Origin of the sequence: Rhizobium sp. YJ-22, assembly GCF_029601685.1 — a bacterium.
In the GTDB taxonomy this organism is placed as follows: domain Bacteria; phylum Pseudomonadota; class Alphaproteobacteria; order Rhizobiales; family Rhizobiaceae; genus Metarhizobium.
The window spans coordinates 493,139-518,827 of record NZ_JARRIR010000001.1; the positions used below are offsets into that span (position 1 = coordinate 493,139).

The window sequence follows — 25,689 nt, forward strand, 5'->3', positions numbered from 1 at the left end:
CACCTTTCGGTTTACTTCAGGTTCTTGCTGACGATCGACGCCATTTCGTCGGCGGTGTTGATCACCTTGGAGTTCATTTCATAGGCGCGCTGCGCCGAGATCAGTTCGGTGATTTCCTTGACCGGATCGACGTTGGAGCTTTCCAGGTAGTTTTGCTTGAGGTAGCCGAAGCCCGGATCGTCGGGGGTCGCGACGATCGGATCGCCCGACGCGGCGGTCTGCTGGAACAGGTTGTCGCCGAGCGGCTGCAGTCCGGCCTCGTTGGCGAAGTTGGCGACGGTCAGCTGGCCGACCGTCTGGAATTCCGAGGAATTGCCGATACGGACATTGACCTGGCCGGAGCGGTTGATCTGGACTTCGCTGGCGTCAGTCGGGATGGTGATGTTGGGCACCACCTGGTTGCCGTCGATGGTGACCAACTGGCCGGTGCCGTTGGTGTTGAAGGAGCCGGCGCGGGTGTAGAGCGTGGTGCCGTCGGCGGCCTGGATCTGGAACCAGCCGCGGCCGACGATGGCGACGTCGAGGGGATTTTCCGTCTGCGTCAGGTTGCCTTGCAGGTGGATGTTGCGCACGGCCGCCGTCTGCACGCCGAGGCCGATATTGGCGCCTTCCGGCACGATCGACTGGTTGGCGCGGTTGGGCACGCCCTGGACGCGCTCGGCCTGGTACAACAGGTCGGAAAACTCGGCGCGGGCGCGCTTGTAACCGGTCGTGTTGATGTTGGCGATGTTGTTGGCGATCACTTCGAGATTGGTCTGCTGGGCATCCATGCCGGTCGCAGCGATAGCAAGAGCTCTCATAGCCTATTGTCCTTTAACCTCTGCAGCATTTCCGGACGGAAAACCGCGTCACACTTTTCGGGAAATGCCCAGGTCTTGTCAGATCTGCATGCGGGTGATGTCGAGGAAGGCGCTGACGATCTTGTCGCGCAGGGCCGTCGCGGTCTGCAGCGCCTGCTCGCCCTGCATCACCTTGTCGACGACTTCGCGGGTGCTCATCGTGCCCTTGATGCCGGCGAAGGAGGCGGCTTCCGCGCCTTTCAGATCGGTCATGGCCTTGGTGGCCACGTCGCCGAGAACGTCGCCGAAGCTCAGTCCCGTGGCGGCGCCCGGCGTCGTGCTTTCCTTGGATTTTTCGGTGCCGGCGATGCCATCGAGCGTCAGCGATCCGATGCCGCGCGTCATGCCGATGGAGCTTACCTGGTTGATAGCATTGATCATTGCGATGCCTTGAGAAGATCGAGCGTGGCGGAGATCAGGTCGCGCGTCTGCTTGATGGTTTGAAGGTTTGCGTCGTAGGAGCGATTGGCCTCGCGCATGTCGGCCATTTCGATGAGCACGTTGACGTTGGGCACCTTGACGATGCCGCGTTCGTCGGCGGCCGGGTTGCCCGGCTCGTATTCCTCGGTGAATTTCGACTTGTCGACGCCGAGCTTCTTGACGGTGGCGAGCGTCACGCCGGTGGCGCGGTCCAGCTCGCTGCCGAAGGTCAGCGTCTTGCGGCGATAGGGATCGGCGCCGGGCGTGTCGCCGGTGGAACGGGCGTTGGCAATGTTTTCGGAGACGATACGCAGACGCGTCGCCTGGGTTTCCAGGCCGCTGCCGGCGATTTTCATAGACGCGGAAAGCGGATCCATCAAACTTACTTCCTGACTGTGAGCAACATCATGCGGTGGAAGGACTTCACCAGCGCCGCGTTCAGCTCGTACTGGCGCTTGATTTCGCCGGACTTCGACAGTTCCTCGGCGAGCCCGACCGTATTGCCGGATTCCTGCACGCCGATTTCCTGGTCCAGCTTGGCCTTGACCACATCGACGTCGTCGCTCACCTGCGAGGCATCGGTCATGTGGCCGGGATTGGTGCGCGCCATGCGCACCGGCGCGGACTGGTCCAGCACCGCCGAGAACGGGGTGACGTCCTTGGCAACGTATTTCGGCGTATTCGCATTGGCGATATTGGTCGAGACGACTTCCTGGCGCACGGAAAGCCACGACGCCTGGCGGGATGCGAGATCGAACAATTGGATGGGCTGCATATGCGTCACTCCGACTTTTACTGTGGTGACCCTAAGCCGGTAAACTTGCGTCAGACTTACGGAGAAAAAGCCTTGAATTCCGGGCCTCCGCCCGGCCTCGCCAGCCGATCGCCCCCAGGCGAATCACGACGAAAAACCGGGCGCCGCGGGACGCGGCGCCCGGTTCGTTCGGCATTCGCCGACGAAGGGCTCAGTTGGCCTGGTAGACCTTGCCGTTGGAGGTGACGATCACCCATTTGCCGCTGCGCTGTTCCAGCGTCGCGACGCGGCTTTCGTCGGGAAGGATCGAGCCGACCTTGACCATGTACATGCCGCTGGAATCCTCGATCAGCGCCCGGCCGTTGGCGACATGCAGCAGACGGAAGTCGGTGCGGCCGGGGAATGGCTGGGCCTCCTCCATCTCGCGGTGCTTCTTCTTGCCCTCGTTGCCCACCGTCGCGGTCGTCAGGTTGTCGAGCGGCTGGGCGGTGTTTGCGGAATTGTCGGTCATCGCCATCGGCGAGACGCTGAAGACGTTGCGCGGCGGCAGGTCCGGCAGATCGCGCGTGCCGTCCCAGTTGGCCGAGCGGATGCCGAACTTGTCGGCGTTGAAGAATACGTACCATGGAAAGAAAGCGGCGGCAGCGGCCAGCACTAGGCCCGACAGCGCCAGCACGCGATCGGTGCCCACCGCGGGCCTGGCGTCGTCGCTGGCGACGACCGGTTCGGGAACGGGCCTGATTTTCCTCGGTTTACGCATGGTTTAAGCCCTCTGACGCGGGTTGATGGCCGGCTGGTTGACATTGCCGTTGCCGGTGCGCAGACCGGTCGCCAGATCGGCGAAGGCATCGGCCGAGGAACGGTCGGCCGGAGATTGCTTGAGAACGTCGTAGATGATCGGCACCTGCTTGATCGCCATGTCGAGATCGGCATCGGCCCCGGGGCGGTAGCCGCCGATCAGGCGCAGGTCGCGGGTTTCCTCGTAGCGGTGGATCAGCGCCTTGAGGCGCGCCACCAGTTTTTCCTGATCCGGCGTCCAGGCCTTGCGGGCGAGACGGGAGATAGAGGCCAGCGGATTGACCGGAGGATAACGCCCCTCCTCCGCAAGGCTGCGGTCCATGACGATATGGCCGTCGAGAATGCCGCGCGTCGAATCGGCGATCGGGTCGTTGTGGTTGTCGCCGTCCACCAGGATCGAGATGATGGCGGTGATCGTGCCGGTGCCCTCGACGCCGGGGCCGGTGCGCTCCAGCAGCTTCGGCAGCTCGGTGAAGACCGAGGCCGGATAGCCGCGGGCGATCGGCGGCTCGCCGGCAGCGGTCGCCACCTCGCGGATCGCATGGGCAAAACGGGTAACGCTGTCGACGATCAGCAGCACGTTGTCGCCCTGGTCGCGAAAATGCTCGGCGATGGTGACGGCAGACAGCGGCGCCATCTTGCGCAGCATCGGGCTTTCGTCGCTGGTGGCGACGACCACGACCGTCTTCGACATGTTGTCGCCGAGCGTGTCCTCGATGAATTCGCGCACCTCGCGGCCGCGCTCGCCAACGAGCGCGATCACCACGCGATCGAAGGCATCGGCCCGCGCCAGCATCGACAGAAGCGTGGACTTGCCGACGCCGGAGCCGGCGAAGATGCCGAGGCGCTGGCCGAGGCAGAGCGGCGAGAAGATATCGATGGCGCGCACACCGGTCTTGAAGCCGGTCTCGACACGCTGGCGCGTCATCGAGGGCGGGGCGGTGTTGGAAATCGGCCGGCGCACCGCGCCCGGCGAGATCGGGCCGAGGCCGTCGATCGGATCGCCCAGAGAGTTGATCGTGCGGCCGCACCAGCTGTCGTCGGGGGCGACACGAAAGGCGCCCTTGCGGATGACGACATCGTGGATACCGATCGGTTCGCCGGGTTCGATGGGGCAGACATAGATCAGGTCCGGCTCGACACGGACGACTTCGCCGAGATGGATGCCGGTGGCGCTGCGATGGGCGACGAATTCGCCGAGCCGCACCTGCAGAGACATGCCGCTGACCGTATAATGGCCGGCGGCGATCGCCTGCACATGGCCGCCATGGGCGACGGAAAAATCCGGATCGGCATAGCGCGTGACGAGGCCGGCGAGATGGGCCAGCATCGGCGAGGCCGGGACAGTGACGGGCAATTCTTCCAGCATGATGTCCATCGCCGACGTTTACCGGCTTCCCCCGAGCGTCTTGATGGCTTCGTCCAGCGAGGATTCGCTGTCGCGCATCAACGAGGAGACGCTCTCGAAGGCGCGGTTGATCTGGATGAGCTGGGTCATCTCGCGAATGCCATTGACATTGGACTGCTCGATATAGCCCTGGACGACGCCGACGGTCGGATCATCGACCACGGCGCGCGGCGGGTCGGAAGCGATCACGCCGCTGTTTTCATAGCGGACGAAGCCCTTCTTGATATCGGAGGAGAAAATCCCGATCGTGCCGACCTGACGGCCGTCCTGGTGGATGACGCCATCGGCGCCGACCGCGGGCGGGCCGGCGGTGCGGTCGAGCTGGATGGGCGCGCCGCCCGGATCGAGCACCGGAAAGCCGCGGGTGGAGACCAGCGCGCCGGTCTCGGTCATGCTGAAGCGGCCGTCCCGGGTCAGAACCTGCCCGGCCGGCGTGTCGATGGCGAACCAGGCGTCGCCCTTGATGGCGAAATCCAGCGGGTTGCCGGTATTGTCGAGCTGTCCCAGGCGGGTCGAGAGATAGTCATTGCCCTGCGAGACGAAGGCGACCTTGGCGTTGAGGTCGTTCTGGGTCGAGCTCATCACCTCGTCGAACTTCACGTCCGTCGAGCGGAAACCCACCGTGTTGATGTTCGCCATGTTGTCGGCGAGCGTCGTCAGGCGGCGCTCCAATGCCATCTGGGACGACAGGGCTACGTACAGTCCGGATTGCATCAGCGCCCTCCAAGTTTGAGATTGTTGATCGAGAGCAGGAGATCGGTCGAAATTCCGTAGCCGCTGCCGCTGCCGAGCACCGAAACGGGATCGTAGTTTTCCGAAGGATTGGACAGTTCCCACAGCGCGGTGAAGCGCTCCAGGAACTTGCCGACCTTTTCCGGATCCTGGAAATCCTTGACGTCGATCTTCTTGCCGATGTGGTCGGCGAGCTTGTCGATGTCGCCGCCCATGGCTTCGTCGGGAATCTGCAGCACGGTACGGACCACCTGCGACAGCGCGTCGTCGGCGAGAATGGCCATCGGCGAGGTGATGCCCGGCGCCTGCCGCTGGAAATAGAGCGCCAGGCGCACGCCGGTGTTTTCCACGCCGGCATCCTGTTCGAGCGTCTGCCGGTTGTATTTGTCGACGACGCCCTTCTGAGCGGCGTCGAACGAGGTCGCGGCGCTGCCTTGGGCAGCAAAATTCAGCGACTTGACGAGGTCGGAATAGCGGCTGTCCGACAGCTTGTTGGCGAAATCGTCCTTGCTGTCGATGCCTTCGGTCAGCACCTTGCGGATGAAGGCTTTCGCATAGGCCATGTCTTCGAGGCCATGCGCCTTCAGCGCGTAGGTATAGAGCCGGCTGTCGGCCATGAAATCGTCGACCGATTTGATCGAGCCGATCTTCGAAAGATAATAGTCGGTCTCGCGCTTGACGTCTGACTTCGCCGACACGCGTTCGAGCGACTTGGTCAGGTCCTGGGTGATGAGCCTGTAGCTGGTATAGGTCGTCGTCACGTCTTGTCCACCGGGTGGTTTCGACCCTTCGCGGGCCATCTTCATGCAGACACCCTAGCCGATGCACCCTTGCGCGAACCTGTCGGGTTTGCCCGGATTCCAGGGACTTCCGGGCCAGCTTCACGCAAGCCAGAAAAACTATTCCTGCCGGACAAGACAACGTTCAGGCACAGGCTCAAAATGAATATCATCATCGGATTCGTGATCACCTGCGGCTGCATCATCGGCAGCTTCATGGCCATGGGCGGCCATGTCGAGACGCTTTTCCAGCCCTTCGAATTCGTCATCATCGGCGGCGCGGGTCTGGGCGGCTTCATCATGGCCAATCCGATGAAGGTGCTGAAGGATACCGGCAAGGCGCTCGGCGAAGCGTTCAAATATTCCGTGCCGAAGGAACGCCAGTATCTCGATACGCTCGGCGTCCTCTATTCGCTGATGCGGGATCTGCGCACCAAGTCGCGCAACGAAATCGAAGCGCATATCGACAATCCGCAGGAATCCTCGATCTTCCAGACCGCGCCCACCGTGCTGAAGAACAAGGAACTGACGGCGTTCATCTGTGACTATGTGCGCCTCATCATCATCGGCAATGCCCGCAGCCACGAAATCGAGGCGCTGATGGACGAGGAGCTGAACACGCTGCTGCACGACAAGATGAAGCCGTATCACTCCATCACCGCCATGGGCGATTCGTTTCCGGCCATCGGTATCGTCGCCGCCGTTCTCGGCGTCATCAAGGCCATGGCGCATATCAACGATCCGCCGGATGTTCTCGGTCACCTGATCGGCGCCGCGCTCGTCGGCACCTTCCTCGGCATTCTGCTGTCCTATTCGGTGTGCAATCCGATCACCTCGCAGATCAAGAACGTGCGCAACAAGCAGCACCGCCTCTACATCATCGTCAAGCAGACGCTGCTGGCCTACATGAACGGCTCGGTCCCGCAGGTCGCGCTCGAATACGGCCGCAAGACGATCTCCGCTTACGAACGTCCCTCCATCGATGCCGTTGAACAGGAAATGATGAATCCTGGCGGCGAAAACAAGGCAGCGTGACTCCTATGACAGTAGCACCCGCACAGACAAGAAATGCCATGAACCGCGCCCTGCTGGCCCGCCTGACCGGCAATCTCGGCGACAGGAAGACCGTCACCCGCCTCTGCAACGACTTCGGCCAGCTCTATGCCGCCTTCCTGCCGGACGTCTTTCACAGCGAGACCAATCTCAACGTCAAGGTCGGCTATGTCGGCTGCGAAATGGGCCTGATGGGCGACCTGATCGCCGGTCTCGGCGAGGACGTGGCGATTTCCAACGTCTCGCTGCGCAACTGGTGCCCGCATTTCGTCATCGCCTGCGGCAACGGCTTCGTCATCACGCTGATGGAAAACCTGCTCGGCGCCATGCCGGACACGGTCGGCGAACCGGTCGAACGGCCGCTGTCCAAGATCGAGCTGGATCTGGCGGTCATGGTCTTCGACAAGATCGGCAACGTGCTGCGCTCCGGCGTCAACGCGCCCGGCGGCTTCGAGCCGGCGATCGAGCGCCCGCGCAACGCCGAAGACCGCAACCGCCCGGCCGGCGAGGACGACGAATATGCCGCCGTCATCCGCATGACCATCGGCATCGGCGCCGTCACGGCCGAATTCGCCCTGGTGGTGCCGCAGGCCGCGCTTTTGAAGACCACCGTATCCTTCCCCAAGTCCAGCAACCAGGGCGGCAAGACCCATAAGGAATGGACCGAGCAGATCAACGAGCAGGTGCGCCGCAGCCATGTGACGCTGGAAGCCCGCATCCGCCTGGACACCCTGACCCTGCGCACCATCTCGCGCCTGGCGGTCGGCGACGTCATTCCGTTTCATGACAAGGGCGACGTCAAGGTCGACGTCAGTGCCAACGGCCGCGACATGTATAGCTGCGAGTTCGGCCGGGCCGGCGCCAACTACATGGTGCGCGTCAAGGACAATGTCAGCACGGATGACGAGCTGCTGCAGCATCTGATCGGCTGACGACTTTTTCCACTCAAGCGCGACAAAGGCAGTTTGAGGCAAGTTTCAACTGGAATAGTGATTTCATGGCTACCAATAAGACACCCTTGGATTCCGATTTTTCAATGGATGCTCCCGGCAACGACGCCGATCTGGAGCAGGCCATCGACGACCTGCGCGGCGTCTTGAAGAACGATGCCGACGGCGCCCTGCCGGGCGGTTTCGGCGATGATCTCGGCGGCGCGGCCGGCGCGGATTTCGGCGGCGGCTTCGGGGGCGACTTCGGCGCCAGCGCGGCTCCCACAGCCGAGCGCGGCTTCACGCCGATACAGGCGCCGGGCAGCGCGCTCACCGCCAATCTCGACCTGATCATGGATATCCCGATCGAGGTCCAGATCATCCTCGGCACCAGCCGCATGCAGGTTTCGGGGCTGATGAACCTCCAGGAAGGCGCGACCATCGCGCTCGACAAGAAGATCGGCGAGCCGGTCGACATCATCGTCAACGGGCGAAAGATCGCACGCGGTGAAATTACCGTGCTAGAAGGTGACGATACGCGATTCGGCGTCAAGCTGATCGAAGTGATGAGTACGAAGAAAGCGTAATCCCGGCCGGGATGTGAAGGTAGGAAACCATGATGGATTTCGATGATTTCGGCGGATCGCTACCCGGCAGGCCCCTGTCGCAGCCCGACAAGGCCGCAGCCGTGCTGCTGGCCATGGGCAAGCAGGTGGCCGGCAGGCTGCTGAAATACTTCACCCAGCATGAGCTCCAGGTGATCATCGCCTCGGCGCAGACCCTGCGCGCCATCCCGCCGGACGAACTGGCCTCGATCGTATCGGAATTCGAGGATCTCTTCACCGAGGGCGCCGGCCTCATGGATAATGCCAAGGCGATCGAGGACATCCTCGAAGCCGGCCTGACGCCGGAGGAGGTCGACGGCCTGCTCGGCCGCCGCGCCGCCTTCCAGGGTTACGAAGCCTCGATCTGGGATCGCCTGCAGGATGGCGAGCCGCTCTTCATCGCCCAGTTCCTGCTGCGGGAACATCCGCAGACCATCGCCTACATCCTGTCGATGATCCCCGCCTCCTTCGGCGCCAAGGTCTTGATGCAGTTGCCGGAGGGACGGCGCGCCGACATCATGAACCGCACCGTCAACCTGCGCGACGTCAGCCCGAAAGCGGCGCAGATCATCGAGAACCGTGTCCAGGAACTGGTCATGGAAATCGATGCGGAACGCAACTCGGTCGGCACGACCAAGGTCGCCGACCTCATGAACGAGCTGGACAAGCCTGCCGTCGATACCCTGCTCAACTCGCTGGAGTCGATCAACAGGGACTCCGCCGGCAAGGTCCGCCCGAAGATCTTCCTCTTCGAAGACCTGCTCTACATGCCGCAGCGCAGCCGCGTCGTGCTGCTCAACGACATCGCCGGCGACATCCTCACCATGGCGCTGCGCGGCGCCTCGGCGGAAATCCGCGACGGCGTGCTGGCCTGCATCAGCCCGCGCCAGCGCCGCATGATCGAATCGGATCTGCAGACCGGCACCGCCGGCATCAATCCGCGCGAAATCGCCATCGCGCGCCGCGCGGTGGCCCAGGAAGCGATTCGCCTGGCCAATGCCGGCCAGATCGAACTCAAGGAAAAAGAAGACGCCGACCCCGCGGCCGCGGCATAAGCTGCGGTCCGCCGCGACCGCGGCCTTAACGGCGTGGCACGACGGTTGCCACGCCCCTTCCCGCCCGATATTTTCAGGAAAACGATGGCCCCGCGATTCGTCGCGGGCTTTTTCTTTGAATTCGTTTGCCCTTTCGGGAAAGGCGGTTTCCGCTTGTCCCCGGCAAACCCTGAAGGGCGACGTCCATGGCCGAAGGCGAGGACAAGGAAAGTAAAACAGAAGACCCGTCAGAGAAAAAGATTCGCGACGCGGCCGAGAAGGGCAATATCCCCTTTTCACGCGAAGTCACCGTCTTCGCCTCCTCGGTCGCCTTCTACATCTATCTCGTCTTCTTCGTGCCCTCCGGCATTGCCCGAATCACTGAGACGCTGAAGGATCTGTTCGAGCAACCCGACCAGTGGCAGATCGAGACCGGGCCGGACGTGTTTTCGCTGATCACCCATCTCGGCTGGGAAATGGGGACGCTGCTGCTGCCTGCCTTCGCGCTGTTCTTCGCCTTCGGCATCGGCTCGTCGGTCGCCCAGAACCTGCCCTCCTTCGTGCTGGAGCGAATCAGACCGCAGGCCTCGCGCATTTCGCCCGCCAAGGGCTGGAACCGCATGTTCAGCGCCACCGGCGCGGTCGAATTCGGCAAGTCGCTGTTCAAGATCGTCATCGTGTCGGCCATCATGTATTTCACGCTGAAGAAGGAATTCTACGGCGCCATCGACGCGATGTTTTCCGATCCGCAGGTGATTTTCGTCAAGCTGGCGGCGATCATGAAGCGAATCATGATGGTGATTCTCCTGTCGACGGCATTCGTCGCCATTGCCGACTTTTTCTGGACCCGACATCACTGGTTCACCGAGTTGAGGATGACCAAGCAGGAGGTCAAGGACGAATTCAAGCAGTCGCAGGGCGACCCGATCATCAAGTCGCGCCAGCGCTCCATCGCCCGCGACCGCGCCCGCCGGCGCATGATGGGCAACGTGCCGCGCGCCACGCTGGTCATCGCCAACCCGACCCACTTCGCCGTGGCGCTGCGTTACGTGCGCGAGGAAAACGACGCGCCGGTGGTGGTCGCCAAGGGCCAGGATCTGATCGCACTGAAAATCCGCGAGATCGCCGAGAGCAACGGAATTCCGGTTTTCGAGGATCCGCCGCTCGCACGCACCATGTTTGCGCAAGTCTCGGTGGATAGTGTCATCCCGTCAGTATTTTACAAGGCAGTGGCCGAACTCATCCATCGGGTTTACGCGTCCCAGCCACAAAACAGACGGGTCCAATAAGACTGATGAAAAAATGCCCCTACTCCACCCAGCGTGAAAAGATCGTTGCGGATGCCATCAGTCCGGTCGCGACGGAACTGCGGCTGCTGGATGCCGCGGACCTGATTTCCCTATTGCGTTTCGAATATTACGCCAATATTGCCGACCTGGTGGCGTCCGCCGCCGAAATGTTCTTCCATCCCGGCACGGTCAATTTCGGCGCCGGGGGCTCCTACAAGCTTGAATGGGGCGGCACGCCGGAAGTGACGCTCGATCTCGAAATCAAGCCGCACGGCGTCACCGTCTATGCCCAGCTCGTGCTGAGCGACATCCATGCCGGCATCGAGATCAACCACATCGCCTTCGTCGATCCTTCGGGCGATCCCGACGAGAACACCGCTTTCCTGGCGAAAAGCCTGGAAACCGCCCGCTTCGTCAAGCAGGGCGAGAGCGCCTGACTCCAAGACCACGACAGGCAGCCTTCCGCGTCGATGGCGCGCGGGAGGTTTCCCATGAAAATCGAATGCGGGCTTAGAGCGCTGTTCGATCTGCTTGAAGCATAATCTTGTCGATCCTCGTTTCACTCCGGTCGGACTATGCTCTAACTAATATAGCCGAGCCGGATCGCCTTGGCGATCGCCTGGATGCGGTTGACCGAATCCAGCTTGATGGTGGCCGAGCCGAGATAGGCGTTGACGGTATGCACCGACAGGCCGAGCTTGTCGGCGATCTCTTCGCTGATGCGACCGTCGCCGGCCAGTTGCAGGCAGGCGATCTCGCGTTCGCTCAAGGTTTCGGCCGGGCCGCTCTTGCGCTCGTCGAGCGCCAGCAGGTCCATCATGACCGCGCAGCTCTTGCCGTGCAGGTCGACGACGGCATCGCTCGACAGATCGATATAGTTGGCGGTGAACAGGATGTAGCCGTTGCCGATGGCGCCGAGACGCACCGGAAAGGCGACGCCCGAAAACGGCAGGACGCGACCCTTCAGCCGCACCGTGAACAGGCTGAAATCCGGCGCTTCGGCGAGATGGCTTTCCTCGCGACCGTTCCACATCAGCGGCAGCATGGATTTCTCGATATGCTCGATCATCGCCTCGCCATAGGCGTCGATGATCGACAGCGCCGCCTCGCCGTTGCCGGTGCCGAAATTCTCCAGCTCGCATTGCAGCTTGCGCTTGCTCGGCAGCCCGGAGCCGGAGACGCGGAGCACGCCGAAATGGCGGGCATTGATCGCCTTCTGCATGGTGACCAGTCGCGGAAACAGATCCGAGCGGCTCGTTGCCCGCTGCATGCGCAGCGCCGACCTGCTGTCCGCCGCTGTCTCCCGTACTCGATCCTGCGAATAGGCCATCGTCACACCAGATTGTTGCGCACCGCGTAGGCAATGGCTTCCGACCGGGTCTTGGTCGCCGTCTTGCGCATGACGCTGGTGATGTAGTTGTTGATGGTGTTGCGCGAGATGCCAAGGATCATGGCGATCTCGTCGCTGGTCTTGCCCTCGGCAATCCAGAAAAGGCATTCGAGTTCGCGCTCGGTCAACTCGAAGTCGCGCTCGGCCCTCTGGTCGCGGGCGCGGGTGAAGCTGGAATAGTAGCCGGCGAGCAGCCCGACGTCGCGCAGGCGATCCTGCGACAGGATGATGCCGTCATCGAAGAGGAAGAGGAGCGAAAGCCGCGAGCGCCCGACATTGAACATCAGCGAGCAATATTGCCGGCTCGTGCCGGGCGGCAGGTCGATATCGTCGGGCAGCAGCGCGAAATTGGGCTGCAGGACGGCAAGGCATTTTTCGAGTTCGGTGGAACGGGCGTGCTGGTTGGCGAGGTCGCTGCTGAGGCGTCGCACCAGGTCGAACGGCCAGTTCGACGAGACGACGAAATCGAGGCCCTGCTCCTGGATCAGGTCGTAGCGCGCCAGCAGGTAATGCGAGGCGCCGACATAGTCGGCCAACGCCGCCATGCCCGCCGGCAGATGGTTCGCCCCGGCCATCATGGCCAGCCGCGAGATCAGTTGCTCTCTGCCGAGAGTCTTGTAAGCCGGGGTCGCAGCCACAAGAGATTGCCTCTTAACGCCTGCGCCGGATTGCAACATTTCCGCCTTCATGCTGCACTCTCCAGTCGCACTGAAACCACTCGTCCGGGCCGGAAAGCCGTGTTCCGCCATGGCGCGCCACGCAGGAAATGCCTTTCGCGGCAAGCCCGGCGATCATGCCGGGTCGAGCCAGACCACAATAATCCATTGAGCCGAAACGCCCATACAAACCGGGGACCAACACAACCCCGCCTATATGGTTGGAACCATCAAAACCCTCGAATACACAATCATTTCCCCGAATCGACAGTAGTTCAAATCCCCCGAATCGGCAACGCGTTTCAAAGAGAAGGCCCTTCGCGGCCCGCCGCCTCCCCTGCGGATCCGGGTCCGCAAACCAGGAGGGCGTCGGCTTTAAAAGCAGCCTGGCATCGATCGCCGCAGGAACGGTCCCGAGCCGAAACCATGCTCCATCTAAGGCACAGGCGCGCGAGCCTACCTGATATATGTCAAATTCAATCGAGAATCGTGCGCGTTTTCAAAGCCGTCCGGCTGGCGGTTACGATGAATCGCCGTCTGCGCGAACCGGCGATCCGCGCGCGCAAAAAACCGGCCATGGCGGCCGGTTTCGCTGGGTCTTGCGCTTCTGTCTCAGGCTGCCTGTTCGACGGCCCATTTGCGGAGGATCTTGGCGGCGCGCTCTTCGCTGATCTCCACCATCCGCGTGAGGCGGCGTTCCGGCCCTTCGCGCACCCGGCGGTTGAAGCCGGATTCGTCGTCGCCCATGCCCAGCATGTCGTCGGCGCTGTCGAAGCCGAAGTCGGAACCGAAGCCTTCCATGAGGCCGGTGCCGCCGGCGGCAGGGGCGAAATCCGGCAATTCGAGCGCTGCTTCTTCCTGGGCGGCAAGCTGGGTGGCGGTCGCATCGGCATTGACGGTGCGCAGCAGCGGACGCACGCCGAGCCAGACGATGACGAAGGCGACACCGAGGAAGGCGAGCGAATTGATGATGCCCGGCATGTTGCGGCTGAGGATATCGATCACGCCGGGGCCGCTCGCGGCTTCCTCGAGAAGCTGGTTTTCCATGAAATCCATGGCGGTGACGGTCACGACATCGCCGCGCGCCGTATCCAGGCCGGCGGCCGAGCTGACGATCTTCTGCATTTCGGCGAGATAGGCGTCGACCTTGGCCTGATCGGCCGGCTCGCCGACCATCTTGGCGACACGCGCCCTGTTGACGACGACGGCGACGGAGAGCTTTTCCAGCTTGTAGCTGTTGCGTGTCGTGGCGACCGTCTTCTGGTTGATCTCGTAGTTGGTCTGCTCTTCCTTCTTGTCCGACTGGTCGGAGGATTCCGGGCCGGCGCCGCCAGCCTGGGGGGCCGCCTGGGGAATGTTCTGCTCGACGGTGGCGGCGGTGTCGGCCTGGCGCTGCTGCGATTTCTGCGCCTCCTTGGTGGTGCGCACCGAGCGTTCGACGCGCGATTCCGGATCGAAGATCGTTTCCTGAATCTGCTGGGTGTCGGTATTGAGCTGGGCCGTGACGGAAGAGCGGAAGTTGTCCATGCCGAGGAAAGGCGCAAGCGCCTTGTCGATGTTGGACTCGACCTCGCCCTGAACCGACTGGACGATGCCGAGATTACGACCGATGGCGCCGTTGCCGCCGTCCTCGCCAGAAGCGAGCATCTGGCCGGTGGAATCCAGCACGGTGACGTCGTCGGCGTCGAGACCGGGAACGGCAGAGGCGACGAGGTGGCGAATCGATGCGGCGGCCTTGCGGCCAGCCTCGCTTCCGGCGCGGATCATCACCGAGGCCGTCGGTTTCTGCGCGCCGCGGCGGAAATTGCCGACATCGGGCATGACGATATGGACGCGGGCGGCGTTGATGCCGTTGATCGTCTGGATGGTGCGGCCGATCTCGCCTTCCAGGGCGCGCACGCGAGTCACTTCCTGCATGAAGGAGGTGAGGCCGAGCGAGCCGACATTGTCGAAGAGTTCGTAGCCGGCATTGGCGCTGTTGGGCAGGCCGCGTTCGGCGAGCAGCAGGCGGGCCTTGCTGGTCGAGCCGGCGGGGACGCGCAGGCTCTTGCCATCGGTTCCGACTTCGAAATCGACGCCGGATTCGGAAAGCGCGATGCTGATCTGGTTGAGATCGTTCGTCTCAAGGCCCACATACAGGGTCTCGTAGGTCGGCTTGTTGACGTACATGGCGGCAAAAAGAATGATCGCCATCGACGCGACGCCAACACCGATCAGTGTGATCAACCGTGCCTGCCCCAGGGAGGCAAAGTTTTTAAACACCTGAACTAATTGATTTAACAGATTCATTCTGTTCTCGCACCGTCAAACGTACCGATGAGCCCACACGCTCTTGACGGACACTAGAAAGTGAAGCTTGCGCGAACGTTTCCTGAAAACGCGGCAAGGCGCCGGCGGCGCGGGCTCCGGCGCAAAATTATCACCCGTTATTTTTCGCAGTCGCGGCCCTCATGGCCGCGCGGATGGCGCGGAGCAGCGCCTCAGAAGAAGTCGAAATCGCCCGCCGCCTTGACCAGGGGCTGCGAATGCCCGTGGCGAAGGCCGCCCGACAATGCCTTCTGCATGTCGGCCAGTTTGACGAGGCTGAGCGCGATGGAGACGTCCACCAGGCAATCGGTGCCGATGCCGGCCGTTACGGTATCGATGAATTCGGCAAGCCCCCGCGTCTTCTGCACGGCCAGATCGATGCCTTGCAGAACCTTCATAGCGTCCGGGGAGGACAGGAGGCCGGCACCGTTCAGTTCGAGAAGCTGCGGCTCGATCCGCTCGATCAGATAGGCAACGTCATGCAACTCCGAAACGATCCGCATCAGGACGTCTGGCAGGGCGTGAATGTCCATTTCCTGGGAAAGCTCGGCTTGCATGGAGGGGTGCCCTTAGAAGAATTCGATGGAACTTTCGACCGGCCGAGGCGCTGCCGCCGGCTTCTGCTCGGCCGCGACGGTGCGCTGGGTTTCGGCGCCGGTCAGCGGATATTGGCGCGCGCGGCCGCTGATCGGCCAGAATTCAAGCTTGCGGCCGAATTCGCCGCCGGTGGAGGAGCCGACCACACGAATGCCTTCGTCGCGCAGGAACTGCATGGCGAAGGCGGCGTTCTGCTCGCCGACATTGGAAAAGGTGGCGATGGTCTTGGCGCCGCCGAAGATTTTCGCCTCCAGGCGGTCGCGGCGAGCCCCCTTCTTGAGCAGGCCGTTGATCAGCAACTCCATGAGATGCACGCCGTAGCGCGTTGCATCTCCGCCCGAGGTCATCGACTGGGCGTTGCCCGGCAGCAGGAAGTGGTTCATGCCGCCGACACCGGCCACCGGATCGCGAAGACATGCAGCCACGCAGGATCCAAGGATCGTCGTGAGAACGACATTCGGGTCGGTGACGACCTTGTATTCTCCCTGGATGATGTTCACGCGTCTGGCTGCGATGTCTGCTGTCATTTCAAGGCTCCGAAGACGGCCTCGATGGCGGCCTTCATCTTTTCGATGGTGAAGGGCTTGGCCAACACGTTGTTGGCGCCAAGCGCCTGCGCCTTCTGAACCAGCGCGCGGTCGCCCTGCGCCGTCAGAATGATGAAGGCGGCCTTCTTGGTCGTCGGATTGGTGCGCACTGCCTGCAGGAGGCCGAGGCCATCCATCTTGGGCATGTTGAAGTCCGAGATCACCAGGTGGTGCGGCTGCTCGGCCATGATCTTCATGCCCTGCTCGCCGTCGCCGGCGGCGGTGATCTGCTTGAAGCCCAGCTGCGTCAGCGCATCGCTGAGCAGCAGGCGGCTGGTGACCTGATCGTCGACGATCAGTACCTTGATTTTTTCGGCTAGTGACATTTATTCGCTCCCTTCTTTTCGGGCGGCTGTGATTTTCAGGATTTCGTCCCCAATGCTGCCGAGGGGGAGTTGGGTCTCCACGGCGCCAAGCTCGTGAGCGACCCGCGGCATGCCGTAGACGACGCAGGTTTTCTCATTCTGCCCGATGGTGCGCGCCCCGGCGTGGCGCATCTTCAGCAAACCGGCAGCGCCATCACGGCCCATACCGGTGAGGATGACACCGACAGCATTGCGCCCCGCAAGCTCTGCGACCGAATCGAAGAGCACGTCGACGGAGGGGCGGTGACCGTTCACCGGATCGCGTTCGACAAGGCGGCAGCACGGTGCTGACGGATTGGTGACTTGCAGGTGGCGATCGCCGCCAGGCGCAAGATAAATCTTTCCGATTTCCAGGCGCGCACCGTCGGTTGCCTCCTGAACCACGGGCGCGCAGAGACGATTGAGCCGCTCGGCGAAACTTTTCGTAAATGTCGACGGCATGTGCTGGGTAATGACCGTCGGCGGGCAGTTCACCGGGAATTTCTGTAAAACAGTGATCAACGCTTCCACGCCGCCGGTCGAGGAACCGATGGCGACGATCTTGCGGCCGACACGGAAATCGACCGGTTTGGCAGGCGCCGCGACGGCTGCGGCCGGCGAAGGCATCGCCCGCTTGGAGCGGGCTGCGGCCTTGACCTTGTCAGCGAGGTCGCCGAAGGGGCGCGACTCGCCGGGCAGCGGCTTGCCGACGCAGTCGAAGGCGCCGATTTCCAGCGCGGCCAGCGTCGCTTCCGCGCCGCGATGGGTCATGCTGGAGACCATGATGACCGGCATGGGGCGCAGGCGCATGATCTTTTCGAGGAATTCGAGGCCGTTCATGTTCGGCATCTCGATGTCCAGCGTCACCACGTCGGGGTTCAGCCGCTTGATCGCCTCGCGCGCTTCCAGCGCATCGCCCGCCTGGCCGATAACGCTGACGTCGGGATCGGAATTCAGGATGGCCGAGATCAGGCCGCGCATGGTCGGCGAATCGTCGACGACGAGGACACGGGCGGGTGCGCTCATGCCTTCCTCCCCGCGCCCTTGCCGATCAGGCGGTAGGTGGTGATGCCGATATTGTCGAACAGGTTCTTGGCGTCGCCCGAGACACGCTCGGAATGGCCGATATAGAGATGGCCGCCGGGCGACAGGGTCTGGGCGAAACGCTGCCAGATGCGCATCTGCGTCGGCTCGTCGAAATAGATGACGACATTGCGGCAGAAGATCACGTCGAACGTGCCCTTGAACGGCCATTGCGCCATCAGGTTCAGCTCGTTGAAGGTGATCAGCCGTTTGACGCGGTCGTCGATCTGGTATTTGCGGCGCGGATCGCCACTGTCGCGGAACCATTGCTTGCGCATGGCGGGCGAGACGGTTTCCAGCGCCGATTCGTCGTAGCAGCCGGCCCGGGCCAGCGCCAGGATCTTCGGGTCGATATCGGTCGCCAGGATGCGGATGTCATATTCGGCGGCGTTCGGCATCAGGGAGAGCAGCGTCAGCGCGATCGAATAGGGCTCCTGCCCGTCGGAACAGGCCGCCGACCAGATGCGCACCCGCCCCCCTGCTCTCGCGCGCGCCAGCAGATCCGGCAGCACATCGCTGCGCAGATGGTCGAAATGGTGGTTCTCGCGGAAGAAACGGGTGAAATTGGTGGTCAGGTGCGAGAGCATCTCGCGGCGCGGCGCGGCGCCGGCCGGCGAGGCCACCAGCTCGCAATATTCCCGGAACCCCGAGAGACCCAAGGTGCGGATATGCTTCGAAAGACGCGAATAGACCAGCGACGCCTTGGTGTCGTTCAGGTAGATGCCGGCGTCCGAATAGATCATCGCAGCGATCTCCGACAGGTCGCGCCGGGTCAGCGGATATTCACCGCTGGCCAGCACCTCGTTCGGTGACTGCTTGAAATCCATCTGGCCTGCCGCGCTCATGCCGCCTCGCTTTCGTGATCGGGGAAAAGGCCTTCCAGCTCGACAAGGCAGATCATGCGCTTGTCGATGGCGAGGATGCCGCGGGCGAACTGGCGCTCGATCTCCGAGGAGACTTCGGGCACCGGCTGAATGTTTTCGTCGGTCACCGTCAGGATGTCGGAGACCGCATCGACCAGCAGGCCGACGATCTTGCGGCCGACCTGGGCGACGATGATGACATGGCGCGGGGTCGGCTCGGCCGGGCGCATGCCCAGCCTTGCGGCGAGATCGACGATCGGCAACACGGCGCCGCGAAGATTGAGCACGCCCATCATATAGGCGGGCGAATGCGGCATCTTCGTCGCCGGCGTCCAGCCGCGGATCTCGCGCACCGACATGATGCTGACGCAAAATTCCTGGTTGCCGATGCGAAACGCGATGAGTTCGCGGCTCCCCTGGCTCAGATTTTTCACGACATACGACATGGACCAACCTTACGATGCGAGCGACATTTCCTGCCGGAGCGACTGGCCGCGCGAGGCCCCGACGACGGCGTCGACATCGAGGATCAGCGCGACGCGGCCGTCGCCCAGGATGGTGGCGGCGGCAATGCCCGGCACATGCATGTAGTTTGCCTCAAGACTCTTAATGACAACCTGACGCTGGCCCTGAATGGCATCGACCATCAGCGCGCGCTGGCCGCCGCCCTCGGATTCCACCAGCAACGCCACGCCTTCGACCGGATTGGCCTGCTGGGCGCGGAAGTTGAGGATGCGGCCGACATCGACCAGCGGGCAGAAGGAGTTGCGGATCGAGATCAGCCGCTGCGTCGCGCCGAAGGAGTGGATGGCGGCGGCTTCCGGCTGCAGCGTCTCGACGATGGCGGTGAGCGGCACGACCAGCGTCTGGCCGGCAACCGTGACAACCATGCCGTCGAGGACGGCGAGCGTCAGCGGCAGGCTCATCGAGAAGGTCGAGCCCTGACCGGGTTTCGACTGAATGCTGATGCGGCCGCCCAGCGCCTGGATCGAGCGCTTGACCACGTCCATGCCCACGCCGCGGCCCGAGAGGTCGGAGACCTTGTCGGCGGTCGAGAAACCGGCATGGAAGATCAGGTTGTCGATTTCCTCGTCCGACAGGTTGGCGTCGGCAGTGATCAGGTCGTTGTCGATCGCCTTCTGGCGGACCTTCTCACGATTGATGCCGGCGCCGTCGTCGGTCAGCTCGATGACGATGCGGCCCGAGCGATGCTTGGCGGTCAGCCGCACCGTGCCTTCCGGATTCTTGCCGGCGGCGATGCGCTTTTCCGGCATTTCCAGGCCGTGGTCGACGGCGTTGCGGATCATGTGGGTCAGCGGTTCCGCCAGCTTGTCGATGACGGTCTTGTCGACTTCTGTGTTTTCGCCCTCGGTGATCAGACGCACCGACTTGCCGGTGATGTCGGCGATTTCGCGCACGGTGCGGGCCATGCGCTGGAAGACCGGCTTGACCGGCTGGGCGCGGATGGCCATCACCGAATCCTGGATCTCGCGGGTGAGCTGTTGCAGCTCTTCCAGGCCCATGTTGATCGACGAGGTGCCGTTATTGTCGTTTTCGATGACGCTCTGCGACAGCATCGCCTGGTTGATGACCAGCTCGCCCACCAGGTTGATGAGGCGATCGACGCGGTCGAGATCGACGCGGATGGTCTGACCGGCGGCATTGGCGGCGTTGGCCGCATTCGCCTGGGCGGCGGCGCTGGCGGCGGGCGCTTCCTTCTTCTCGGCGCGGGCCGAGGCGGCGGCGGCGGCCTGCATCACGCCGGTGGCGGTTTCGGCAGCGGCGACGGCGGCGGCCACGACCGGCTCGACATGCATCTCGACATGCGGTTCGTCGCCGATAACCGGCTCGTCTTCCAGCAGCGACAGGTCGAACGGAACCGGGATCATCGGCCGCTCGTCATCGGCTTCTGCCTCTTCGGCGAGTTTGATGTCGAGTTCGCAATCCCATTCGGCGAATTCGAAGACGGAGCGGATGCCTTCCTCGCCCTTCTCGGTCTTGATCGAGATCGTCCAGGACAGATAGGAGCCTTCCGGGTCCATCCTGTCGAGCGTGGGCACGTCGCCGGTGTGGCAATGGATGCTCATCTCGCCGATGCGCGAAAGGTCGCGCAACAGGAGGGCGGCTTCATTGCCCTTGGAGAACAGTTCGGCGCGCGGCTTGAAGGTGACGGAGTAGGTCGGCGCCACCATCAGCACCTCCTCTTCCTCGCCGCCGAAGTCGTCGAAGGAGAAGGGGATCGGCTGGAAGCCGCTGGAATCGGTCGGCGCGGGCGCTGCAGCGACGGCCGGCTTCGCCGCCACCGGCTCCGGCGCTGCGTGAGCGGCGGGCTGCTCGCCATTGGCAAGCGCTTCCAGCTCCTTGACCAAAGCGCGGCTGCGCGATTCATCGACGGTGCCGCCGTCGCGGGCGGCATTGGTCAGGTCGGCGAGCACGTCCGCCGACTTCAGCATAACCTTCAGGACATCCTGGCTGGGCTCGAGCTTTCCGGATCGAACGCAATCGAGAGTGGTTTCGAAAACGTGAGCAAAGGCGACGAGATCGTCGAGCGCGAAGGCGCCCGCGCCGCCCTTGATCGAGTGAACCGCACGGAAGACTGCGTTCACCGTTTCCGGATCGCGGTCGCCGTCGTTCAGTTTCAAAAGGCCGGTTTCCAGTTCAGCGAGCTGTTCCTCGCATTCCTGGAAAAAAATCTCTCTGATTTCGTTCATATCCATAGGAGAAATTCCCGGCTCAGGCGGTTACACGCTCGATGGCATCGACCAGTTTCGTCGGATCGAAGGGCTTGACGATCCAGCCGGTGGCCCCGGCCTGGCGCGCGCGGTTCTTCTTTTCCGCATCGCTTTCCGTGGTCAGAACGAGGATCGGGATCGCCCGGTACTTCTCGTTGCGGCGCACGCCCTCGATGAAACCGAAACCGTCGAGACGCGGCATGTTGATGTCGGTCACGATCACGTCCGGATTGCATTCCTCCAGCACTTCCAGACCTTCCACGCCGTCCTCGGCCTGGATCGTCTCGAAACCCGCATTGTTGAGGGTCACGAGCAGCATGTTCCGGATCGTCCGTGAATCGTCCACGGTCAGCACTTTTTTCTTCATTGCGCGATCTCCTTGGAGAGAATCTGTTCGAAATTGACGCCGATGAGTTGCATGGTCTGTTCAAACGCACCGGACATCGGGCCGATGGTGAATGTCTTCTTGTCCGCTTCCCAGGCCTTGGCGCCGGCCACCAGCACCTGAACGCATTGCGTGCCGCAACGCTCGACCGCCGATGCGTCGACGGTGATGTCACTGCCGCGCAGAGACTGCAGCTTGCCGTGCAGCACCGACGCCGCGTTCAGGTCCAGCACCGCCGCCAGCTTGAGACTTTGCTCGCTCTTCTTGCCCGCCATCAGTTCATTCCTTGCCGTTTGCCTCGTGCATGCCGGTTATCGGCGGCGCCGGTCGACGCCGGAAAACGCCTCCGGGCCTGTCGCGATGCCGCCATGCATGGCCCCGTTATAGGGAAAGGTGGTAAACAAAGACCTCATCGCCGCGCCCCGATTCGAACGACACCGGAAGAAATTTCGTCACGAATGCCGGGATTGTGCCGTTGAGGGACGCTCAGGCCCGGCATCGACGCCGGTGCTGTCCGGTCGCGCCGCTCCTCCTGGCCCTGCCGGCGGATGCGGAAAGCGCGCACGGTTTCGCCGAGATCCACGATCAGGCTGTGCAGGTCGTCGGCGCCGGCGCTGCCGCGCGTGGCCTCGGCCGCCGCCCCGCCCGCCTGCGCCCCGATCTCGCCAAGCGCGCCGGTGACGGCGTCGAGGCCGCCGGCCTGCTCGCCGGTCTCGGCGGCGATGCCGGCGATCGCGGCGTTGATGTCGTTGACCTGGCGGACGATGCTGCGGATCGCCTCCTGGGTGCGGGCGACCTTGTCGACGCCGGTCTCCACCTGCGCCTTGGTGCCGGACACCAGCGTCTTGATTTCGCGGGCGGCATCCCCCGAGCGCTGGGCGAGCGCGCGCACCTCCTGCGCAACAACCGCGAAGCCGCGGCCGCTGTCGCCGGCGCGCGCCGCCTCGATGCCGGCGTTCAGCGCCAGAAGATTGGTCTGGAAAGCGATCTCGTCGATGACGCCGATGATCTGGCCTATCTGTTCGGCAGACGCTTCGATGCCGGCCATGGCGGCGATCGCCTGGCCGACGATTTCGCCGCTCTGCTCGACGGAGGCGCGGGTGGCGGCGGCGTCTCGCTCGGCATTGCGGGTCTGGCTCGCGGTCTCGCGCACACGGGCGGCGATGTCGCCAAGGCGATTGGCGGTCTCGAGCAATTTTTTCGACTGGGCATCGGATTGGCTCGCCAGCGCCCCGGTATCGCCGCCGAGGCTGGCGGTTGCCGCCGCCGCCTGTTCGGCGCCGTCGGCGATGGCGCCGAGCGTGGCTTCCATTTCGCCGAGCGCGCCGTTCAGGGTCTCGACCAGCGGCGCATAGGCAGCCGGGCCATCGGTGCCGGCGCGCGCCGTCAGGTCGCCGGCGGCCAGCGCCTCGACCACCGGGCCGAAGATGCTGATGACCTCAGCATGGTCGGCGGCGCGCTGCTCTTCCAGCTTGCGCCTGTGCTCGAAGCGCTGCTGGTTGAAGCGCAGCGACACGGCGATCTCGATGTCGACCATGACCATGCGGATGAGCGCGGAGAGGATTTCGGCCGTCTCGCGCGCCTTGCGCCGCGACGACGGCAGCAGATGCCAGCCCTGCATCTCGCCGACAAGGCCGGAAACCAGATGCTCCAGCACCACCGCATGGCCGGCGACATGCCAGCGCGGATCGATGCCCATGCGCGCCTCGGCATCCGACAGCAGTTTGACGCGCTCGGCATAGAGATTGTCGAAGCGGGCGTCGGTCAAAACGTCCCAATGGGAGGATTGCAGGTCGTGCAGGCGCTCGATCTGGCGTTCGCTGGTGAAGACGCGGGCGGCGTCGGGATAAGTCTGGAAGCGCTGGAACAGGTCGCGCAGCGCCGCCTGCACATGCGGCTGGATCGCCGGGCGCCAGTTGCGCACCCGGTCGCAGGCGGCATCGTCGAGGCCGGCAAAGCGCAGGCGGTCACGCAGGCTGCCCTGCGTTTTCTCCATGCGCTCCGATGTCTGCCCCTCGCTCAACGCCAATCCTCGAATTCTCTGTTTACGCTGGTCTTTCCGGGTAAGCCGGGCGCATTTGCGCCAACGGCGCCGCTCCGGGCGAACAGACGCGACTTTGCCCGCGCGCGAAAACCGCCCGTGCTGGACCTCATTTTTCTGAAAAATACCGGCTCTATCCGGTACGGCGGACTGGCGTCATGCCCATGGCGATCCCCCAAATCGGGATGCCGTTCCGACGTTCCCTTGCAGGAATAGGTGTCATTCCTTGCCTGAAGGTTAAGAGTCCGCGCTTTGCGGGCACGCCTCTTGCGCCTGTTTCATCGCATTCCCCCGCCGATTCGACAATATCCGCCGGTCGGAAAGCTGGCGCGCAAGCTCCGCGCAAGGCCACCATGCCATCATCAAGTTGCAGGATGACAATGATGTCAGCAAGGAAAGAGCAATGATTGTTCTCGGCATGGGCGCTTCGCTTATCACCACCTTGATTCTGGCGGCCGTTTTCCTGCAGCTCGATATTGAACTGGGACGGAAGTCCGCGCCGGCGCGCATCTTCTGAACCGCTTTTAGATTGATAAGTCTGCGGCAACGCCAGACCCAAAACAGGCAGACGGACCCACCGGCATCAGGCCGGTCTCCGCAAGGCCGATTTCAGAGAAAAAGGCGCGGGACATCATGACCCGCGCCTTTTTCATTCCGGAACTAGCCCACCATCCCGCGCCAGGCGCGGGCATAGGCGGCAAGCGCCTCTCCGTCGCGCACGCCATGCAGCGCCGTCTTCGGCGCCAGATGCGCCTTGTCGCCGAGCACAAGGCCGGCGGTGCCGAGGCTGGTGCCGGTGGATCCCTCGCTGACGCGCACCGGCCGACCGGTCGCGACCGACAACATGTCGAGATAGGCACCATTCACCGCAAACGGGCCTTCGACGATGGTGCCGCCATCGGCGCCGATGAGATCGAGACAGGTGGCCGACATCAACGCCAGATACCAGGAGACGACCAGCAGCCGTTCGCCGGGCGTCAGCCCCGCCTCCTCGACGGTGAAGCGCCCTTCCCGATCCGGATACGGGCCGGAGCCGCTCGGCAGCGACGGCAGGTAGGCGATGGTTCCGTCCAGCACCCGCCGGCGCTCACCTTCCGTCACCGGCACCAGCCCCTGCGGGGCGAGCAACTGGAAGGCGCGGCCGCCCATGAAGCGGGCTGAGGGCACCGGCTGGCCGAGCGCATTGACATTGACCAGCGTATCGCGCCTGTCGTCCAGTGCCATCGCGCGGCCGCCGACGGCCATGATCACCACCCAGGTTCCGGTCGAGACCACGGAGAAGGGCGGCGCGGCCGCCCAGAGATGCGGCAGCAGCGAGGCGTTGGAGTCATGCAAGCCGCAATAGACCGGCATGTCGGCGGGCAGGCCGGTTTCGGCGGCAATGTCGGGGCGCAAGGGGCCAAGCTTTTCGTCGGCGCGGCGCATCGGCGGCATTTTCCTGCGCCAGCCCATGCGGTCGACCAGCGTCGAATAATCCGCCGTCCACGGGTTCCACAGGTCGGTATGGCAGCCGATGGAGGTGATCTCGTTGGCCAGCACGCCGGTCAGGCGGAAGGCCCAGTATTGCGGATAGGTGAGGATCGTCGCGACGTTTGCGAATTGTTTCGGAAAGCTCTTGGCCTGCCAGAACAGTTGCGCGCCGACATTCAGTCCGCCGGGCAGCGGCGGCGAGCCGGTCTCGGCAAAGGGCGGGCGCATGGCGCGATAGGCATAGGCCGTCTCTTCCGGGCCGACATGTTCGTAATCCAGCACCGGCAGGGCGAGTTCGCCTGTTTCATCGAGCACGGCGATGGTCGCGCCATGCGCCGTGATCGAGATGGCCTCGAAACCGTGTTCGCGGTGCAGTTCCCTGAGCGCCGATTTGAGGAAGGAAGACAGCGCCTCGGTGTCGAAATGCGGAAAAGGTGGCGTGTCGATCACGCGGTTCGGCGTGGTGCGCGCCGCGATCTCGCGGCCGGCCTGCAGGTCGAAGACCACCAGCTTGGCATTGGTCTTGCCGATATCGATGACGGCGACGCGTGATGCATTCATGAGTTCCGGTTTCCCCTCCCGATAATGTGCTGC

At 63.4% G+C, this 25,689-nt stretch carries 28 protein-coding genes; 6 read left to right on the forward strand and 22 right to left on the reverse strand.

Translation table 11 applies throughout. The features are described from left to right. Nucleotides 1–11 precede the first annotated feature (11 nt). The 8 genes from flgG to P7F60_RS02365 form a co-directional block, all read right to left on the reverse strand. Nucleotides 12–800, reverse strand: coding sequence for a flagellar basal-body rod protein FlgG (gene flgG / locus P7F60_RS02330; protein WP_277916085.1), 789 nt, complete (start codon nucleotides 798–800; stop codon nucleotides 12–14). Between the two features lie 78 nt (nucleotides 801–878). Then, nucleotides 879–1,220 carry a flagellar hook-basal body complex protein FliE gene (locus tag P7F60_RS02335; RefSeq protein WP_277916086.1) on the reverse strand — a complete coding sequence of 114 codons (342 nt, stop codon included), beginning with the start codon at nucleotides 1,218–1,220 and terminating at the stop codon, nucleotides 879–881. Then, entirely contained in the window at nucleotides 1,217–1,636 is a 420-nt protein-coding gene (gene flgC, locus P7F60_RS02340; RefSeq protein ID WP_277916087.1) for a flagellar basal body rod protein FlgC, read from the reverse strand. Before flgC ends, P7F60_RS02335 begins: the two co-directional genes overlap by 4 nt. Before the next feature lie 5 nt (nucleotides 1,637–1,641). Next, nucleotides 1,642–2,034 carry a flagellar basal body rod protein FlgB gene (gene flgB / locus P7F60_RS02345; protein WP_277916088.1) on the reverse strand — a complete coding sequence of 131 codons (393 nt, stop codon included), beginning with the start codon at nucleotides 2,032–2,034 and terminating at the stop codon, nucleotides 1,642–1,644. Between the two features lie 190 nt (nucleotides 2,035–2,224). Next, a complete protein-coding gene (locus P7F60_RS02350) occupies nucleotides 2,225–2,773 on the reverse strand; it encodes a flagellar protein (RefSeq protein ID WP_277916089.1) in 549 nt (182 codons plus the stop codon). Between the two features lie 3 nt (nucleotides 2,774–2,776). Next, a complete protein-coding gene (gene fliI / locus P7F60_RS02355) occupies nucleotides 2,777–4,189 on the reverse strand; it encodes a flagellar protein export ATPase FliI (protein ID WP_277916090.1) in 1,413 nt (470 codons plus the stop codon). Nucleotides 4,190–4,198: 9 nt separating this feature from the next. Further along, nucleotides 4,199–4,933: a flagellar basal-body rod protein FlgF gene (gene flgF / locus P7F60_RS02360; protein WP_277916091.1), complete on the reverse strand. Its 735-nt coding sequence runs from the start codon at nucleotides 4,931–4,933 to the stop codon at nucleotides 4,199–4,201. Next, nucleotides 4,933–5,712, reverse strand: coding sequence for a DUF1217 domain-containing protein (locus P7F60_RS02365; RefSeq protein ID WP_277916496.1), 780 nt, complete (start codon nucleotides 5,710–5,712; stop codon nucleotides 4,933–4,935). Before P7F60_RS02365 ends, flgF begins: the two co-directional genes overlap by 1 nt. A 180-nt stretch (nucleotides 5,713–5,892) precedes the next feature. On the opposite strand from P7F60_RS02365, the gene motA reads away from it, so the two are divergent. The 6 genes from motA (at nucleotide 5,893) to P7F60_RS02395 (ending at nucleotide 11,077) form a co-directional block, all read left to right on the forward strand. Next, complete coding sequence (motA, locus tag P7F60_RS02370) at nucleotides 5,893–6,765, forward strand: flagellar motor stator protein MotA (RefSeq protein WP_277916092.1); 873 nt, start codon at nucleotides 5,893–5,895, stop codon at nucleotides 6,763–6,765. Nucleotides 6,766–6,770: 5 nt separating this feature from the next. Beyond that, nucleotides 6,771–7,715: a FliM/FliN family flagellar motor switch protein gene (locus P7F60_RS02375; RefSeq protein ID WP_277916093.1), complete on the forward strand. Its 945-nt coding sequence runs from the start codon at nucleotides 6,771–6,773 to the stop codon at nucleotides 7,713–7,715. Nucleotides 7,716–7,780: 65 nt separating this feature from the next. After that, entirely contained in the window at nucleotides 7,781–8,299 is a 519-nt protein-coding gene (gene fliN / locus P7F60_RS02380; RefSeq protein ID WP_277916094.1) for a flagellar motor switch protein FliN, read from the forward strand. Nucleotides 8,300–8,328: 29 nt separating this feature from the next. Continuing rightward, nucleotides 8,329–9,372 (forward strand): flagellar motor switch protein FliG, encoded by a 1,044-nt coding sequence (gene fliG, locus P7F60_RS02385; RefSeq protein WP_277916095.1) that lies wholly within the window; start codon nucleotides 8,329–8,331, stop codon nucleotides 9,370–9,372. Between the two features lie 185 nt (nucleotides 9,373–9,557). Further along, nucleotides 9,558–10,640: a flagellar biosynthesis protein FlhB gene (gene flhB / locus P7F60_RS02390; protein WP_277916096.1), complete on the forward strand. Its 1,083-nt coding sequence runs from the start codon at nucleotides 9,558–9,560 to the stop codon at nucleotides 10,638–10,640. Between the two features lie 5 nt (nucleotides 10,641–10,645). Continuing rightward, complete coding sequence (locus P7F60_RS02395; RefSeq protein ID WP_277916097.1) at nucleotides 10,646–11,077, forward strand: hypothetical protein; 432 nt, start codon at nucleotides 10,646–10,648, stop codon at nucleotides 11,075–11,077. A 143-nt stretch (nucleotides 11,078–11,220) separates the two neighbouring features. Here the strand turns inward: P7F60_RS02395 and P7F60_RS02400 are convergent, their stop codons facing one another. The 14 genes from P7F60_RS02400 to P7F60_RS02465 all read right to left on the reverse strand — a co-directional run bounded on the left by P7F60_RS02400 (nucleotide 11,221) and on the right by P7F60_RS02465 (nucleotide 25,656). After that, nucleotides 11,221–11,910, reverse strand: coding sequence for a helix-turn-helix transcriptional regulator (locus P7F60_RS02400; RefSeq protein ID WP_277916098.1), 690 nt, complete (start codon nucleotides 11,908–11,910; stop codon nucleotides 11,221–11,223). 62 nt (nucleotides 11,911–11,972) lie between these two features. Then, nucleotides 11,973–12,668, reverse strand: coding sequence for a helix-turn-helix transcriptional regulator (locus tag P7F60_RS02405; RefSeq protein WP_277916099.1), 696 nt, complete (start codon nucleotides 12,666–12,668; stop codon nucleotides 11,973–11,975). A 630-nt stretch (nucleotides 12,669–13,298) separates the two neighbouring features. Further along, nucleotides 13,299–14,975 carry a flagellar basal-body MS-ring/collar protein FliF gene (gene fliF / locus P7F60_RS02410; protein WP_277916100.1) on the reverse strand — a complete coding sequence of 559 codons (1,677 nt, stop codon included), beginning with the start codon at nucleotides 14,973–14,975 and terminating at the stop codon, nucleotides 13,299–13,301. A 191-nt stretch (nucleotides 14,976–15,166) separates the two neighbouring features. Then, complete coding sequence (locus tag P7F60_RS02415) at nucleotides 15,167–15,550, reverse strand: hypothetical protein (RefSeq protein WP_277916101.1); 384 nt, start codon at nucleotides 15,548–15,550, stop codon at nucleotides 15,167–15,169. Between the two features lie 12 nt (nucleotides 15,551–15,562). Then, nucleotides 15,563–16,117 carry a chemoreceptor glutamine deamidase CheD gene (cheD, locus tag P7F60_RS02420; RefSeq protein WP_277916102.1) on the reverse strand — a complete coding sequence of 185 codons (555 nt, stop codon included), beginning with the start codon at nucleotides 16,115–16,117 and terminating at the stop codon, nucleotides 15,563–15,565. Next, nucleotides 16,114–16,503 (reverse strand): response regulator, encoded by a 390-nt coding sequence (locus P7F60_RS02425; RefSeq protein ID WP_277916103.1) that lies wholly within the window; start codon nucleotides 16,501–16,503, stop codon nucleotides 16,114–16,116. Before P7F60_RS02425 ends, cheD begins: the two co-directional genes overlap by 4 nt. Beyond that, the gene (gene cheB / locus P7F60_RS02430) at nucleotides 16,504–17,547 is read right to left on the reverse strand and encodes a protein-glutamate O-methylesterase CheB (protein ID WP_277916104.1); all 1,044 of its coding nucleotides are present in this window, start codon (nucleotides 17,545–17,547) and stop codon (nucleotides 16,504–16,506) included. It lies immediately after the preceding gene. Next, nucleotides 17,544–18,449, reverse strand: coding sequence for a protein-glutamate O-methyltransferase CheR (cheR, locus tag P7F60_RS02435; protein WP_277916105.1), 906 nt, complete (start codon nucleotides 18,447–18,449; stop codon nucleotides 17,544–17,546). The genes cheB and cheR overlap by 4 nt, the downstream gene beginning before the upstream one ends. Further along, nucleotides 18,446–18,913, reverse strand: coding sequence for a chemotaxis protein CheW (locus P7F60_RS02440; RefSeq protein WP_277916106.1), 468 nt, complete (start codon nucleotides 18,911–18,913; stop codon nucleotides 18,446–18,448). The genes cheR and P7F60_RS02440 overlap by 4 nt, the downstream gene beginning before the upstream one ends. Before the next feature lie 9 nt (nucleotides 18,914–18,922). Continuing rightward, nucleotides 18,923–21,184 carry a chemotaxis protein CheA gene (locus tag P7F60_RS02445; protein ID WP_277916107.1) on the reverse strand — a complete coding sequence of 754 codons (2,262 nt, stop codon included), beginning with the start codon at nucleotides 21,182–21,184 and terminating at the stop codon, nucleotides 18,923–18,925. Nucleotides 21,185–21,200: 16 nt separating this feature from the next. Further along, nucleotides 21,201–21,566 (reverse strand): chemotaxis response regulator CheY1, encoded by a 366-nt coding sequence (gene cheY1 / locus P7F60_RS02450; RefSeq protein WP_277916108.1) that lies wholly within the window; start codon nucleotides 21,564–21,566, stop codon nucleotides 21,201–21,203. Next, nucleotides 21,563–21,859, reverse strand: coding sequence for an STAS domain-containing protein (locus tag P7F60_RS02455; protein WP_277916109.1), 297 nt, complete (start codon nucleotides 21,857–21,859; stop codon nucleotides 21,563–21,565). Before P7F60_RS02455 ends, cheY1 begins: the two co-directional genes overlap by 4 nt. A 134-nt stretch (nucleotides 21,860–21,993) precedes the next feature. Further along, complete coding sequence (locus P7F60_RS02460; RefSeq protein WP_277916110.1) at nucleotides 21,994–23,580, reverse strand: globin-coupled sensor protein; 1,587 nt, start codon at nucleotides 23,578–23,580, stop codon at nucleotides 21,994–21,996. A gap of 705 nt (nucleotides 23,581–24,285) precedes the next feature. Beyond that, nucleotides 24,286–25,656, reverse strand: a complete 1,371-nt coding sequence (locus tag P7F60_RS02465) for an FGGY-family carbohydrate kinase (protein WP_277916111.1) — start codon at nucleotides 25,654–25,656, stop codon at nucleotides 24,286–24,288. Nucleotides 25,657–25,689: the final 33 nt, after the last annotated feature.